Here is a 14,392-nt window from a genome sequence, read left to right on the forward strand (position 1 = left end):
TTGTCCGGGCCGGCCAGAATACCGCGCAGCATCAGTGATCGAACGAGCACCTTTCGAGCAGGTCAGATGAGCGAACTTAGGTTAGGCTGCGGGCCATGTGCGGAATCGTGGGTTACGCCGGCGCCAGGCCGGCGCTGAGCATCGTGCTGGACGGGTTGCGGCGGCTGGAGTACCGCGGCTACGACTCGGCCGGCGTGGCGGTCGTCGCCGAGGGTGAGCTGCTGACCGAGAAGAAGGCCGGCAAGCTGGCCAACCTGGAGAAGGCGCTGGCCGAACGGTCGGCGGACGACGACGCGGTGCCTGGCATCGGCGCCGGTACCACCGGCATCGGGCACACCCGGTGGGCCACCCACGGCGGGCCCACCGACCGCAACGCGCACCCGCACCGGGCCACCGACGGCCGGGTGGCGGTGATCCACAACGGCATCATCGAGAACTTCGCCAAACTCCGCGCCGAGCTGGAGGCCGACGGCGTCGAGTTCACCAGCGACACCGACACCGAGTGCGCGGCGCACCTGCTCGCCGGTGAGCTGTCCCGGCTGCGCGCCGCCGGTGAAGCCGACGGGCCGGCGCTGCTGGCCGCCGCGATGCGCCAGGTCTGCCAGCGGCTGGAGGGCGCCTTCACGCTGCTCGCGGTCGACGCCGCGATCCCCGGCGCGGTGGTCGGGGCCCGGCGCAACTCGCCGCTGGTGGTCGGGCGCGGGGCCGGGGAGAACTACCTGGCCAGCGACGTCTCCGCGTTCATCGAGCACACCCGGGAAGCGGTCGAGCTGGGCCAGGACCAGGTCGTACTGATCACCGCCGACGCCATCGAGATCACCGACTTCGCCGGTGCACCCGCCGCCGGCAAGGACTTCCACATCGACTGGGACGCCTCGGCCGCCGAGAAGGGCGGCTACGACTACTTCATGCTGAAGGAGATCGCCGAGCAGCCGCAGGCGATCGCCGACACCCTGCTGGGCCGGCTCAAGGAGAACGGGGAGATCGTCCTCGACGAGGTCCGCCTCTCCGACCAGGACCTGCGGGACGTGGACAAGGTCTTCATCGTCGCCTGTGGCACGGCGTACCACGCCGGGATGGTGGCGAAGTACGCCATCGAGCACTGGACCAGGATTCCCTGCGAGGTGGAGCTGGCCAGCGAGTTCCGCTACCGCGACCCGGTCCTCGACCGGTCCACCCTGGTGGTGGCGATCTCCCAGTCCGGCGAGACCATGGACACCCTGATGGCGCTGCGGCACGCCAAGGAGCAGAAGGCCCGGGTGCTGGCGATCTGCAACACCAACGGCTCCACCATCCCGCGCGAGTCCGACGCGGTGCTCTACACCCACGGCGGGCCCGAGGTGGCGGTCGCCTCCACCAAGGCGTTCCTCACCCAGTTGGTGGCCTGCTACCTGATCGGCCTGCACCTGGCCCAGGTGCGCGGCATCAAGTACGCCGACGAGGTGGCCGCGGTGGTCGACCAGCTCCAGGAGATGCCGGACAAGCTGCGGGAGCTGCTCGCCGGCATCGAGCCGATCCGCGACCTGGCCCGGGACCTCAAGGCGGCGCCGACGGTGCTCTTCATCGGCCGGCACGTCGGCTTCCCGGTCGCCCTGGAGGGCGCGCTCAAGCTCAAGGAACTCGCCTACATGCACGCTGAGGGGTTCGCGGCCGGCGAGTTGAAGCACGGCCCGATCGCCCTGATCGACCAGGGCACCCCGGTGGTCTGCATCGTGCCCTCCCCGGCCGGGCGGGGCATGCTGCACGACAAGATCGTCTCCAACATCCAGGAGATCCGGGCCCGGGGCGCCCGGACCATCGTGATCGCCGAGGCGGGCGACGAGGCGGTGACGCCGTACGCGGACCACCTGATCTACGTACCGCGCACCCCGACCCTGCTGGCCCCGCTGGTGACCACGGTGCCGTTGCAGGTGCTCGCCTGCGAGATCGCCGCCGCCCGGGGGCACGACGTCGACCAGCCGCGCAACCTGGCCAAGTCGGTCACCGTGGAGTGAGCCGTTCACCGTCACGTGCGCTCCCGCGCCCGCCGGTAGGGTGAGGCGGTGATCGTCGCAGTCGGCATCGACGTCGTACTGGTCGATCGGTTCGCCCGGGCGCTCGCACGCACCCCGCTGCTGGCCGATCGACTCTTCACCGGGGCGGAGCGGGTCACCGGGTCGGGCAACCCACGCTCGGCCGAGTCGCTCGCCGCCCGGTTCGCCGCCAAGGAGGCGGTGGCCAAGGCGTTGGGCGCACCGGCCGGGCTGCACTGGCACGACTGCGAGGTGGTCTCCGACCCGGACGGGCGGCCGTGGCTGACCGTCTCCGGCACGGTCGCGGCCGCCGCCACCGAGCGCGGGGTGCAGCGCTGGCACCTGTCGCTGTCCCACGACGGCGGGATCGCCTCGGCGATGGTGGTGGCCGAGCGATGAGGGCCGCGTGGCGGGTGGCGGACGTACGCGCCGCCGAACGCGCCCTGATGGCCACCCTGCCGGCCGGCACCCTGATGCAGCGGGCTGCCGGCGGGCTGGCCGGGCACTGCGCCCGTTTGCTCGCCGAGCGGGGCGGCGGGGTCTACGGCGCCCGGGTGCTGCTGCTGGTCGGCTCCGGCGACAACGGCGGCGACACCCTCTACGCGGGTGCCCGGCTCGCCGGCCGGGGTGCGGCGGTGAGCGCGCTGCTGCTGGCGCCGGAGCGGGTGCACCAGGGCGGCCTGGCGGCGCTGCGGGCGGCCGGTGGGCGGATCGTCGACGGGCTGCCGGACCGGGCCGACCTGGTGCTGGACGGGATCGTCGGGATCGGCGGCTCGGGCGGGCTGCGCGAGCCGGCCGCCCGGCTGGTGGCCGGGCTGCCCGGCCTGACCGGCCGGTCCGGAGACCGGCCGCCCGTGGTCGCGGTGGACGTGCCGAGCGGCGTCGAGGTGGACACCGGCGACGTGCCGCGCTCCGTCGGCCTGCCCAGCACGGTGACCGCGGACCTGACGGTCACCTTCGGCTGCCTCAAGTCCGCCCTGGTGGTCGGCCCGGCCGCACCCCGGGCCGGGCGGGTCGAGCTGGTCGACATCGGGCTCGGCCCGTCGCTGCGGGGCACCCCGGCGGTACGCGTCACCGAGTGGTCGGACGTGTCCGACTGGTGGCCCCGGCTCGGCCCGGAGGAGGAGAAATACAGCCGGGGCGTGGTCGGGCTGGCCACCGGCTCGGCGACGTACCCGGGTGCCGCGGTGCTCTCGGTCGGCGGCGCGGTCGCCGGACCGACCGGCATGATCCGGTACGCCGGTGGCGCCCGCGCCGAGGTGCTGCGCCGCTATCCCTCGGTGGTCGCCGCCGACCGGGTCACCGAGGCCGGCCGGGTGCAGGCCTGGGTCTGCGGCTCCGGGCTCGGCACCGACGATGCGGCCGCCACCGAGCTGCGCTGCGTACTCGCCGCACCGGTGCCGGTGGTGCTGGACGCGGACGCGCTCACCCTGCTGGTCGACGGCTCGATGGCCGAGCGGCTGCGGGAGCGGGACGCGCCGATCGTGGTCACCCCGCACGACCGCGAGTACGCCCGGCTCTGCGGCGAGCCGCCCCGGGACCGGGTCGCCGCCGCGCTGCAACTGGCCAGCTGGATGAACGCGGTGGTGCTGCTCAAGGGCGACCGGACGGTGGTCGCCACCCCGGACGGGCAGGCCTTCGCCAACCCGACCGGCACCCCGGCGCTCGCCACCGCCGGCACCGGCGACGTGCTGGCCGGGTTGCTGGGCTCGCTGCTCGCCGCCGGAGTGCCGGCCGAGCGGGCGGCGGCCGCCGCCGCGTACCTGCACGGGCTGGCCGGGCAGGAGGCCGCCCGGCGCGGGCCGGTCGTCGCCGCCGACGTGGCCGCCGCGCTGCGCCGGGTGATCGCCAGGCTGCCCCGGTGAGCGGCGGAGTGTCCTGGTCGCGCCACCCGGGGCCATTTCGATCTACCCACAAGTAGGCTGAGCGCATGTGGCAGGCCGAGGTACGCGTCGATCTTGACGCGATCCGCGACAACGTGTCCCGACTGCGGTCCGGGACGAGCGCCGAGCTGATGGCCGTGGTCAAGGGTGACGCGTACGGCCACGGCATGCTCCCGGCCGCCGGGGCGGCGCTCGACGCCGGGGCCGACTGGCTGGGTGTCTGCACCCTGGACGAGGCGTTGACGCTGCGCCGGGCCGGGATCACCGCACCGGTGCTGGCCTGGCTGTTGGCGCCCGGGCTGCCGCTGCACGACGGGGTGGCCGCCGACGTCGACCTGGCCGCCGCCAGCCTGGGCCAGCTCGCCGAACTGGTCGCCGCCGCCGAGCGCGCCGGCCGGCCGGCCCGGGCCCACCTCAAGATCGACACGGGCCTCTCCCGGGGCGGCGCGACCCTGGACGACTGGCCCGAGCTGCTCGACGCGGCGGCGAAGGCCCAGGCCGACGGGCTGATCGAGGTGGTCGGGCTCTGGAGTCACCTGGTCTACGCCGACGCGCCGACGCACGCCACCACCGACCGGCAGCTCGCGGTCTTCACCGAGGGACTCGCCCTGGCCGAGCGGGCCGGGCTGCGCCCCCGGCTGCGGCACCTGGCCAACTCGGCGGCCACGCTGACCCGGCCGGACACCCACTTCGACCTGGTCCGTCCCGGCATCGCGATGTACGGGCTGTCGCCGGTCCCCGGCGAGCAGTTCGGGCTGCGGCCGGCGATGACCGCGCAGGCCCGGGTGACGTTGACCAAGCGGGTGCCCGCCGGCACCGGCGTCTCCTACGGGCACACGTACCACACCGAGCGGGAGACGACGCTTGCCGTCGTGCCGCTGGGCTATGCCGACGGGGTGCCCCGGCACGCCTCCAACGTCGGCCCGGTCCAGCTCGCCGGTGCCCGGCGGCGAATTGCCGGCCGGGTCTGCATGGACCAGATCGTGCTCGACTGCGGCGACGACCCGGTCGTCCCCGGCGACGTGGCGACGCTCTTCGGCGACGGTGCGGCGGGGGTACCGACCGCCGACGACTGGGCCGAGGCGATCGGCACCATCAACTACGAGATCGTCACCCGGTTCGGCGGGGTCCGGGTGCCCCGGGTGTACGACGGACGGCAGCCGTGAGCCCGGCCAAGCGGCTCGCCCCGTCGCGGGTACCGGCGCAGCGGCAGCCGTCCCGGCGTACCCAGACCCGGACCGGACTCTTCCGGGTGGCCGGGATCATCGGCGCGGCGGCCGGGGTCGCGGCGGCCGGCATCGCCGCCGGGGTGGCCGCCGAACGGGCGGTGGTACGCCGTTCCAAGACCGCTCCCGGCGACCGGTACGCGACGGAGCCCTTCGGCACGCTGCCCTACGACGAGTCCTGCATCGTCTCCACCGCCGACGGCACCGACATCCACGTCGAGATGGTGGGCCCGCCGCCCGGTCCGGGGCGGCCGACGCTGGTCTTCGTGCACGGTTTCTGCCTGGACATGGGGACCTTCCACTTCCAGCGCAGGATGCTGACCGAGCTGGGCGAGGACCGGCTGGTCTTCTACGACCAGCCGGGACACGGGCGGTCCGGCCGACTGGAGTCCGGCGAATACCAGCTCCAGGCGCTCGGCGAGACGCTCCGCTCGGTGATCGACCGGACCGCGCCGACCGGGCCGCTGGTGCTGGTCGGGCACTCGATGGGCGGCATGACCATCATGGCGTTCGCGGAGCGCTATCCGGAGCTCTTCGCCGAGCGGGTGATCGGTACCGTGCTGATGGCCACCTCGGGCGGGCTGGTGGCGGAGACGAAGTTCGGCCTGCCGACGATCGTGGCCCGGGCCGGCGCACCGCTGCTGCCGGTGGTCGACAACGCCACCCGGCTGACCGGCAGCGTCCTCGACCGGGCCCGGCGCGCCTCGGCCAACCTGGCCTGGCTGCTCACCCGCCGGTACGGCTTCGGCACCCCGACGCCCAGCCCGGCGCTGGTCTCCTACGTGGAGAAGATGAACTCGCGGACCTCCACCGAGACGGTGGCCCGCTATCTGCGCACCATCTACACCCATGCCCGCTATCCGGTGCTGGCCGCGCTGCGGGACAGTCCGACGCTGGTGATCGTGGGCGAGCGGGACATGATCACACCGGTCACCCACTCCGAGGAGATCGTCCGCTGGCTGCCGGACGCCGAGTACGTCAAGGTGCCCGACAGCGGGCACGTGGTGATGCTGGAACACGCCGACGAGGTCAACCGGGCGCTGCTGGACTTCCTCGACCGGCTGCCCGGCCGAGGAAGGGATTGAGCTGTCCCGATGAGTGACGCGTTGCGCGGTACCGAGCTGGTCCGCGAGCTGCCGACGGTGGCGCAGACCCACGAGTTCGGGCGGCGGCTGGGCCGGCTGCTCCGCCCCGGGGACCTGTTGGTGCTGACCGGCCCGCTGGGCGCCGGCAAGACCGCGCTGGTGCAGGGGATCGCGGCCGGTCTGGGGGTACTCGGCGAGATCACCTCGCCGACCTTCGTGATCGCCCGGGTGCACCGGCCCGATCCGGCTCGGGGCGGTCGGGTCACGCTGGTGCACGCCGACGCGTACCGGCTGGGCGAAGCCGTCGACCCCCGGGCCGAGATCGACGACCTCGACCTGGACGCCTCGGTCGACGAGGCGGTCACCGTGGTCGAGTGGGGCGAGGGCATGGTCGAGCACCTGGTGGACACGCATCTGCGGGTGGTCATCGACCGGCGGGACGACGACACCCGGCGGATCGAGCTGGTGCCGTTCGGTGGCGACTGGGCCGACCGTCTCGCCGAGCTGCGCTGAGAGGGTCGCGGTACCGGGATCCCCGCTGTCGTACCGGACTTCTAGAGTGCGGGAAACGACAGTGGCGTTCGAGAGGTTACCGATGACCCTGGATCTTCCGGCCCTGCTGCCCCCGGCCTGGCGGGCGGCGCTGGACCCGCACCTCGATCCGGCCCAGACCGCCGCGTTGGGCGAGTTCGTCGCCGGGGAATACGCGACCCAGACCGTCTTCCCCCCGCTGGAGGATCTCTTCACGGCCTACCGGCTCTGCGCCCCGGAGGACTGCCGGGTGCTGATCCTCGGCCAGGATCCCTACCACAGGGCGGGTCAGGCGCACGGGCTCAGCTTCAGCGTCCGGGACGGCGTCTCCGTGCCACCGTCGCTGCGCAACGTCTTCAAGGAGCTGGCCGACGATCTCGGGGTGCCGGTGTCGCGCAGCGGCAACCTGACCCGCTGGGCGAGCCAGGGCGTGCTGCTGCTCAACGCCGTGTTGACCGTCCGGCAGGCTACTCCGGGATCGCACGCCAACAGGGGCTGGGAGGCCTTCACCGACGCCACCATCAAGGCCCTCGACGCCCGCCCGGACCGGGTCGTCTTCCTGCTCTGGGGCGGCTACGCCCGCAAGAAGGCGGCCCTGGTCACCAACCCGGCGCACGTGGTGCTGGAGGCCGGCCACCCCAGCCCGATGAACCCTCGCGGTTTCCTCGGCAGCCGCCCCTTCAGCGCCTGCAACAAGGCGCTCGCCGACGCCGGTCGGCCCACCGTCGACTGGGACCTCTCGGCCCGTTGACTCAGTCCGTTCGAGCGAGCCGGGCCCGCCACCGCCGCAGCAGTTCGGCGGTGGCCGGCTCGGTCGCCTCGACCAGCGCGAGCGGCACCACCCGATAGCTCCGGTCGCTGTGTCGGACCTCGATCGCCTCCGGCAGTTCCTCGCACATGCCGGCCCGCAGCACGCCACCGACCACCTGCCAGCGGTGCTCGCCGGGGTCGCGCGGATCGGTGGGTAGGTAGCCGAACTCCTCCCACGCCGGGTTCCAGCGCTGGGCGTAGTGGCGCTCCAGCCAATCCGCGAACCGTTCGGCGTCCCGCCAGGCCACCGCCATTTCCAGGTCGCCCACCGGCACCGGCGCACCCTGCAACAGGGCGGCCGTGGTCCCGGTCAACACGTGTGGCAGCTCCGCGAGGCGGTCCAGCATCCGGTCCAGACCGACCGCGTCGACCCGCTCCGCCACACTCCGGGCCGCCAACTCGTCGATCCGGGTGTCGATCTCGCTATCGAGCGGCTCGACGCCGACGGTGAGCTGGAGGCCGAGCGCGGCCAGCAGTTTCTCCAGCATCGCCACGGTCGGCGCCCGCTCGCCCTGCTCGATCCGGGTCACCGTCGACCGATCGGTGCCGGCCAGCCGGGCCAGCGCGTGCTGGGTGAGGCCACGTAGCTCGCGCTGCTGCCGCAGTGTCGTGCCGATCAGGGCGGTCAGCCGGGATGTGGGCATTCCTCGGATGCTGCCGCTATCCCGGCGAGCAAGGTGTCACTGTGTCACCAAGGTGACTCCCTGGCACCTTGCTGACCGGACTACCCGGGGCCAGGCCGGTGCACGCCCCGACCCGACCGGGTCCCGTCAGCCCGGGGCGACCGCCCGGTTAGGGTGCCTATGTGCTCGTACTCGTGTTGGACTCCTCGACCCCGGCGGTGACCGCCGCGCTGGCGGAGATCACCGCCGACGCGGTCTCGCCGCGCGGCGAGCGCAGTGTCGTCGACGCCCGGGCCCACGGCGAACTGCTCGCGCCGCAGGTCTCCGAGGTGCTCGCCGAGGCCGGCGCCCGGCCGGCCGACCTGGCCGCCGTGGTGGCCGGGGTCGGACCCGGGCCCTTCACCGGGCTGCGGGTCGGCCTGGTCACGGCGGCCACCATGGGACAGGTGCTGGGCATCCCCACCTACGGCGTGCCCTCGCTCGACGCCATCGGGTGGGCCGCGACCCATCCCCGGTCCGGCGCCGCCCCCGAGGTCGGGCCGGTGCTGGCAGCCACCGACGCCCGCCGCCGGGAGATCTACTGGGCCGTCTACGACCTGGCCGGCGAGCGGCTGGCCGGGCCCGAGGTCGACGTCCCGGCCGCCGTCGCGCAGCGGGCCCGGGACCTCGGCGTCCGGGTCGCGGTCGGCGAGGGAGCCCACCGGTACGCCGACATCCTCGGACTACCGCCGCGAGCCGGCCTGGACTACCCCCCGCCGTACGCCCTGGCGGAGCTGGCGGCCGAGCGGGTCCGGGCCGGCGCCCCCGGTGAGCAGCTCACACCGCTCTACCTGCGCCGGCCCGACGCCGTGGCGGCGACCGGCCGCAAACCGGTCCTGCGGTGAGGACGGCGGTCGGGGAGGGTAGCGCCGCGGTGACCAGGCTGAGCCCGTTCCGCTGGTGGCACATCTCCGAGGCGCTGCTGATCGAGGCGGACCTCTTCGGCGCCGAGCAGTGGTCGGCGGCGATGTTCTGGAACGAACTGGCGAACGGGCACCACTACGTCGCGGCGCTGGACTCCACCGACGCGCTCGTCGGCTACGCGGGGCTCGCCCTCGCCCCGCCGGACGAGGCGTGGGTGCAGAACGTGGCGGTACGCCGGGACGCCCAGCGCAGCGGCATCGGCCGGATGCTGCTGGTCGAACTGCTGGCCGAGGCGAACCGGCACGGCGTACGCCGGGTACTGCTGGAGGTGGCGGTGGACAACGCACCGGCCCAGCGCCTCTACGCGACGTACGGCTTCGAACCGGTCGGCGTGCGGCGCGGCTACTACCAACCGAGCAACACCGACGCACTGGTGATGCAGCTCGAACTGGAGCGGGCGAACAATGGCTGACGAACCCCTGATCCTCGGGATCGAAACGTCCTGCGACGAGACCGGCGTCGGTGTCGTACGCGGGCACACCCTGCTCGCCGACGCGCTGGCGTCCAGTGTGGACGAGCACGCCCGGTTCGGCGGGGTGGTGCCGGAGGTGGCCAGCCGGGCCCACCTGGAGGCGATCGTGCCCACCATGCGGCGCGCGCTGGACGACGCCGGGGTGACCCTGGCGGACATCGACGCGATCGCCGTCACCGCCGGCCCCGGGCTCGCCGGTGCGCTGCTGGTCGGGGTGGCCGCCGCCAAGGGCTACGCGCTGGCCGCCGAGAAGCCGGTGTACGGGGTCAACCACCTGGCCGCGCACGTCGCGGTGGACACCCTGGAACACGGCCCGCTGCCCGAGCCGGCGATCGCGCTGCTGGTCTCCGGCGGGCACTCCTCGCTGCTGCTGGTGGACGACCTGGCGACCGGGGTCACCCCGCTCGGCGCGACCATCGACGACGCCGCCGGAGAGGCGTTCGACAAGGTGGCCCGGCTGCTCGGGTTGCCGTTCCCGGGCGGCCCGCCGATCGACCGGGAGGCCCGGGCCGGCACTCCGGACGCGATCGCCTTCCCGCGCGGGCTGACCGCCCCGAAGGACCTCGCCGCGCACCGGTTCGACTTCTCCTTCTCCGGCCTCAAGACCGCGGTCGCCCGCTGGGTCGAGGCGAAGCAGCGGGCCGGTGAGCCGGTACCGGTACCGGACGTGGCCGCGTCGTTCCAGGAGGCGGTCTGCGACGTACTCACCAGCAAGGCGATCGCGGCCTGCCGGGACCGGGGCGTCGAGACGCTGGTACTCGGCGGCGGTGTCGCGGCGAACTCCCGGCTGCGGGCGCTGGCCGAGGAACGGGCGGCGAAACACGGCATCCGGGTCCGGGTACCCCGGCCCAAGCTCTGCACCGACAACGGTGCGATGGTCGCGGCGCTCGGCTCCCACCTGGTGGCCGCCGGCGTGGCCCCGAGCCGGCTGGACCTGCCCGCCGATTCCGCGATGCCGCTCACGATCGTCAGCGTGTAGCGGGGAGAGTGACGGCCGACGTGATCGTACGGATGTGGGAGGTACGCGCCGAGCGTGCCGGCTTCGCCGACCTGATCTCCTGGGTCTGCGACACGGCCCTGCCCGAGCTGGAACACGACCCGATGCACATCTCCAGCGAGGTCTTCTCCTCCACCGACAACCGGCTGGTGGTCATCTCGAAGTGGCGGGCCAACCCCGTCTCGCTGCCCGACCCGCCGGCCCGGATGCTCGCCCGTACCCCGCACGTCTGGGACTTCACCCAGGTCGACCGCTGAACCGGAGCGGCGGAAAACCCGTGGCGATCGTGGCGATTGGTTCCATACCGTCACCCTGATGCGCCCCCTACCCGTCCCCGACCCGGGTGTGCCCGACCGGCGTTCGGCGACCAGGTTCCTGCTCTGGCTCGCCGCGCGGATCTGGCCCACCCTCGGCTGGGGGATGGGACTGGCCGTGGTCGCCTTCGTCGGCCAGGCCCTGATGCCGGCCGTACTGGGCAGGGCGATCGACGCCGGTCTGATCGCCCGGGACACCGACGCGCTGCTGCGGTGGGGGCTGGTGCTGCTCTCCCTCGGCGTGGCCCAGGCGATCGTCGGGATCGTCCGGCACCGGTTCGCCACCTTCAACTGGCTGGCCGGGGCGTACCGGACGGTGCAGATCACCGTCGACCACGCCAACCGGCTCGGCGCGACCCTGCCCAAGCGGCTCGCCACCGGCGAGGTGGTCAGCATCGGCACCGCCGACATCAACCACATCGGCGGCGCGCTCGACATCCTCTCCCGGGGCACCGGCTCGCTCTTCGCGGTGCTCACCATCACCGTGATCCTGCTCGCCACCTCCGTCCCGCTCGGCCTGGTGGTGGTGCTCGGGGTACCGGTGCTGATGGCTGTGGTCGCCGTGCTCATCCGGCCACTGCACCGACGGCAGGAGGCGTACCGGGACCAGCAGGCGACCCTGACCACCCGGGCCAGCGACATCGTCGCCGGGCTACGGGTGCTGCGCGGGGTCGGCGGCGAGGCGGTCTTCTCGGCACGGTACCGGGCGGAGTCGCAGGCGCTGCGGCACGGCGGCGTACGGGTGGCCCGGGTGGAGGCGCTGCTGGAGGCCACCCAGGTCCTGATGCCCGGCATCTTCCTGGTGCTGGTCACCTGGCTCGGCGCCCGGTTCGCCCTCCGGGGCGAGATCACCGTCGGGCAGCTCGTCTCCTTCTACGGCTACACCGTCTTCCTGATCGGTCCACTCCGGATGCTGACCGAGCTGATCGACCGGATCACCCGGGGGCACGTCTCGGCCCGTCGGGTGGTCTCCATGCTCGACCTGCGACCGGGGATCACCGATCCGGAGCATCCGGTCGCGCTGCCGGACGGCCCCGGTGAGCTGGTCGACGTCGAGTCCGGGGTGACGGTGCGGCCCGGCCGGCTGACCGCGCTCGCCGCCGCCGCACCGCAGGACGCGGTCGCCATCGCCGACCGGCTCGGCCGGTACGTCGACAGCGAGGCGACGCTGCGCGGCGTACCCCTGCGGAAGCTGACGCTGGGCACGGTCCGGCGCCGGATCATGGTGGCCGACAACGACGCGCGGCTCTTCTCCGGGCCGCTCCGCGCGGAGCTAAACCCGCACGACCGGGCCGACGACGAGACGATCGCGGCGGCCCTGGACGCGGCGAGCGCCACCGACATCGTGGCGGCGCTGCCGGGCGGGCTGGCCGGCCGGGTCGCCGAGCGGGGCCGGGAGTTCTCCGGCGGGCAGCAGCAGCGGTTGCGGCTGGTCCGGGCCCTGGTCGCCGACCCGGAGATCCTCATCCTGGTCGAGCCGACCAGCGCGGTCGACGCGCACACCGAGGCGCGGATCGCGGACCGGCTCGGCCCGGCCCGGCGCGGCCGGACCACCCTGGTCTGCACCACCAGCCCGCTGGTGCTGGACCGGGCCGACCACGTGGTCCTGGTCTCCGACGGCAAGGCGGTGGCCGAGGGCGGGCACCGCGAACTGCTCGACACCGAGCCGCGCTACGCCGCCGTCGTGACCCGCAGCGAGGAGGACTGAGGTGACAGCCCGCGACTCGCTGCCGATCGCCGACCCGGCGCAGGTGCGACGGTACGCCCGCGGCCTGGCCCGCCGGCATCCCCGCGCGCTGGCCGGTGCGCTCGGGCTGCACGCGCTCGCCGCGGTCACCGGCCTGGCCGCGCCGCGCCTCCTCGGCGACCTGGTCGAGGCGATCTCCCAGGGCACCGGCACGGTGACCGTGGACCGGATCGCGCTGGCGATCGCCGGCTTCGTGCTGGCGCAGGCGGTGCTGGTCAGGTTCGCCCACTTCGCCTCGGCCCGGCTCGGCGAGCGGGTCCTCGCCGAGCTGCGGGAGGAGTTCGTGGACCGGATCCTGGCCATCCCGCTCTCCACCGTGGAGCGGGCCGGCACCGGCGACCTGCTGACCCGGAGCAGCCGGGACGTCGCCGCGCTGTCCCGGTCGGTCCGGTTCGCCGTGCCGGAGACGCTGATCGCCGTCGTCACGGTCTGCGCCGTGGTCGGCGCGGTGCTGCTGACCGATCCACTGCTCATCCTGCCCGCCCTCGTCGCGGTGCCGATCCTGGTCCCGGCCACCCGCTGGTACCTGCGCCGGGCCGGGACCGGCTATCTCGCCGAGAACGCCGCCTACTCCGACATCACCGACGGGATCAGCGAGACCGTGGAGGGGTCCCGGACCACCGAGGCGCTCCGGCAGCAGGCCCGGCGCCGGGCCCGGACCGACGCCGACATCCGCCGGTCGTACGCGGCCGAGCGCTACACCCTCTTCCTGCGTACCGTCTTCTTTCCGCTGGCCGAGACCGGCTACGTGCTGCCGGTCGCCGCGACCCTGGTCTTCGGCGGCTGGTTCTACGTCGAGGGCTGGGTGACGCTCGGCGAGGTCACCGCGGCCACCCTCTACGTGCAGCAGTTGATGGACCCAGTCGACCGGCTGCTCTCCTGGCTGGACGAGGTGCAGGTCGGCGGCGCGTCGCTGGCCCGGCTGCTCGGCGTGGCCCAACGTCCCGGGGACGCGCCGGCCGCCGGGGCGGCCACGACGGCCCGGCCGACGGACCAGCGGCTCGTCGTCGACGACGTGCGGTACGCCTACCAGCCGGGGCGGGACGTGCTGCACGGCGTCAGCCTCGCCCTGGCCCCGGGGGAGCGGCTGGCCATGGTGGGCCCGTCCGGGGCCGGCAAGTCGACGCTGGGCCGGCTGCTCGCCGGGATCCACCAGCCGGGCAGCGGCTCGGTCACCGTGGGCGGTGTCCCGCTCGCCGACCTGCCGCTGGCCGACCTGCGTACCGAGGTCGCGCTGGTGACGCAGGAGCACCACGTCTTCATCGGTACGCTCCGCGACAACCTCAGGATGGTCCGGCCGGACGCCGACGACGACCGGGTACGCGCCGCGCTCGCCGCCGTCGACGCGCTGGACTGGGCGGAGCAGCTTCCGGCCGGGCTGGAGACCGAGGTCGGCTCGGGTGGCCATCCGCTCTCCGCCGCCCAGGCGCAGCAGCTCGCGCTCGCCCGGCTGGTCCTCGCCGACCCGCACACCCTGGTACTCGACGAGGCCACCTCGCTGCTCGACCCCCGGGCGGCCCGGCACCTGGAGCGTTCGCTGGCCGCCGTGCTGCGCGGCCGTACGGTGATCGCGATCGCCCACCGGCTGCACTCCGCGCACGACGCCGACCGGGTCGCGGTGGTGGAGGAGGGCCGGATCACCGAGCTGGGCCCGCACGCCGAACTGGTCGCCGCCGACGGCTCGTACGCGGCACTCTGGCGCTCCTGGCACGGTGACCGCCGCTGAGCC

At 73.9% G+C, this 14,392-nt stretch carries 14 protein-coding genes; 13 read left to right on the plus strand and 1 reads right to left on the minus strand.

Annotation, left to right across the window (positions count from 1 at the left end; genetic code table 11):
- Nucleotides 1–95: 95 nt before the first annotated feature.
- The 7 genes from glmS (at nucleotide 96) to C6361_RS32915 (ending at nucleotide 7,488) form a co-directional block, all read left to right on the plus strand.
- Nucleotides 96–1,994, plus strand: a complete 1,899-nt coding sequence (gene glmS / locus C6361_RS32885) for a glutamine--fructose-6-phosphate transaminase (isomerizing) (protein ID WP_107270114.1) — start codon at nucleotides 96–98, stop codon at nucleotides 1,992–1,994.
- Between the two features lie 48 nt (nucleotides 1,995–2,042).
- The gene (locus tag C6361_RS32890; protein WP_101368082.1) at nucleotides 2,043–2,411 is read left to right on the plus strand and encodes a holo-ACP synthase; all 369 of its coding nucleotides are present in this window, start codon (nucleotides 2,043–2,045) and stop codon (nucleotides 2,409–2,411) included.
- Entirely contained in the window at nucleotides 2,408–3,877 is a 1,470-nt protein-coding gene (locus C6361_RS32895; RefSeq protein WP_107270115.1) for an NAD(P)H-hydrate dehydratase, read from the plus strand. Before C6361_RS32890 ends, C6361_RS32895 begins: the two co-directional genes overlap by 4 nt.
- Nucleotides 3,878–3,942: 65 nt before the next feature.
- Nucleotides 3,943–5,061, plus strand: coding sequence for an alanine racemase (gene alr, locus C6361_RS32900; protein WP_107270116.1), 1,119 nt, complete (start codon nucleotides 3,943–3,945; stop codon nucleotides 5,059–5,061).
- Nucleotides 5,062–5,147: 86 nt separating this feature from the next.
- The gene (locus C6361_RS32905; RefSeq protein WP_107264245.1) at nucleotides 5,148–6,206 is read left to right on the plus strand and encodes an alpha/beta fold hydrolase; all 1,059 of its coding nucleotides are present in this window, start codon (nucleotides 5,148–5,150) and stop codon (nucleotides 6,204–6,206) included.
- A gap of 9 nt (nucleotides 6,207–6,215) precedes the next feature.
- Nucleotides 6,216–6,719 (plus strand): tRNA (adenosine(37)-N6)-threonylcarbamoyltransferase complex ATPase subunit type 1 TsaE, encoded by a 504-nt coding sequence (tsaE, locus tag C6361_RS32910; protein WP_107270117.1) that lies wholly within the window; start codon nucleotides 6,216–6,218, stop codon nucleotides 6,717–6,719.
- An 82-nt stretch (nucleotides 6,720–6,801) separates the two neighbouring features.
- Nucleotides 6,802–7,488 (plus strand): uracil-DNA glycosylase, encoded by a 687-nt coding sequence (locus C6361_RS32915; RefSeq protein WP_107260788.1) that lies wholly within the window; start codon nucleotides 6,802–6,804, stop codon nucleotides 7,486–7,488.
- A 1-nt stretch (nucleotide 7,489) separates the two neighbouring features.
- On the opposite strand, the gene C6361_RS32920 is transcribed toward C6361_RS32915, so the two are convergent.
- A complete protein-coding gene (locus C6361_RS32920) occupies nucleotides 7,490–8,191 on the minus strand; it encodes a helix-turn-helix domain-containing protein (protein WP_107270118.1) in 702 nt (233 codons plus the stop codon).
- Nucleotides 8,192–8,352: 161 nt separating this feature from the next.
- Here C6361_RS32920 and tsaB point away from each other — a divergent pair, with 161 nt between their 5' ends.
- From tsaB to C6361_RS32950, 6 genes are read left to right on the plus strand one after another with little or no spacing between them, the layout of a single operon-like run.
- Nucleotides 8,353–9,054 carry a tRNA (adenosine(37)-N6)-threonylcarbamoyltransferase complex dimerization subunit type 1 TsaB gene (gene tsaB / locus C6361_RS32925; RefSeq protein WP_107270119.1) on the plus strand — a complete coding sequence of 234 codons (702 nt, stop codon included), beginning with the start codon at nucleotides 8,353–8,355 and terminating at the stop codon, nucleotides 9,052–9,054.
- 29 nt (nucleotides 9,055–9,083) lie between these two features.
- The gene (gene rimI, locus C6361_RS32930; RefSeq protein WP_107264244.1) at nucleotides 9,084–9,545 is read left to right on the plus strand and encodes a ribosomal protein S18-alanine N-acetyltransferase; all 462 of its coding nucleotides are present in this window, start codon (nucleotides 9,084–9,086) and stop codon (nucleotides 9,543–9,545) included.
- Complete coding sequence (tsaD, locus tag C6361_RS32935) at nucleotides 9,538–10,584, plus strand: tRNA (adenosine(37)-N6)-threonylcarbamoyltransferase complex transferase subunit TsaD (protein ID WP_107260782.1); 1,047 nt, start codon at nucleotides 9,538–9,540, stop codon at nucleotides 10,582–10,584. The genes rimI and tsaD overlap by 8 nt, the downstream gene beginning before the upstream one ends.
- Before the next feature lie 20 nt (nucleotides 10,585–10,604).
- Entirely contained in the window at nucleotides 10,605–10,859 is a 255-nt protein-coding gene (locus C6361_RS32940) for a hypothetical protein (protein WP_107264243.1), read from the plus strand.
- Between the two features lie 58 nt (nucleotides 10,860–10,917).
- Nucleotides 10,918–12,624 carry an ABC transporter ATP-binding protein gene (locus tag C6361_RS32945; protein ID WP_107270120.1) on the plus strand — a complete coding sequence of 569 codons (1,707 nt, stop codon included), beginning with the start codon at nucleotides 10,918–10,920 and terminating at the stop codon, nucleotides 12,622–12,624.
- 1 nt (nucleotide 12,625) lies between these two features.
- Nucleotides 12,626–14,389 carry an ABC transporter ATP-binding protein gene (locus tag C6361_RS32950; protein WP_107270121.1) on the plus strand — a complete coding sequence of 588 codons (1,764 nt, stop codon included), beginning with the start codon at nucleotides 12,626–12,628 and terminating at the stop codon, nucleotides 14,387–14,389.
- The last annotated feature ends 3 nt before the right edge of the window (nucleotides 14,390–14,392 follow it).

Source organism: Plantactinospora sp. BC1, from assembly GCF_003030345.1.
In the GTDB taxonomy this organism is placed as follows: domain Bacteria; phylum Actinomycetota; class Actinomycetes; order Mycobacteriales; family Micromonosporaceae; genus Plantactinospora.

Coding starts and splice junctions, on each gene's coding strand:
- glmS (WP_107270114.1), top strand. CDS start 96: ATGTGCGGAATCGTGGGTTACGCCGGCGCCAGGCCGGCGCTGAGCATC.
- C6361_RS32895 (WP_107270115.1), top strand. CDS start 2,408: ATGAGGGCCGCGTGGCGGGTGGCGGACGTACGCGCCGCCGAACGCGCC.
- alr (WP_107270116.1), top strand. CDS start 3,943: ATGTGGCAGGCCGAGGTACGCGTCGATCTTGACGCGATCCGCGACAAC.
- tsaE (WP_107270117.1), top strand. CDS start 6,216: ATGAGTGACGCGTTGCGCGGTACCGAGCTGGTCCGCGAGCTGCCGACG.
- C6361_RS32915 (WP_107260788.1), top strand. CDS start 6,802: ATGACCCTGGATCTTCCGGCCCTGCTGCCCCCGGCCTGGCGGGCGGCG.
- C6361_RS32920 (WP_107270118.1), bottom strand. CDS start 8,191: ATGCCCACATCCCGGCTGACCGCCCTGATCGGCACGACACTGCGGCAG.
- tsaD (WP_107260782.1), top strand. CDS start 9,538: ATGGCTGACGAACCCCTGATCCTCGGGATCGAAACGTCCTGCGACGAG.
- C6361_RS32945 (WP_107270120.1), top strand. CDS start 10,918: ATGCGCCCCCTACCCGTCCCCGACCCGGGTGTGCCCGACCGGCGTTCG.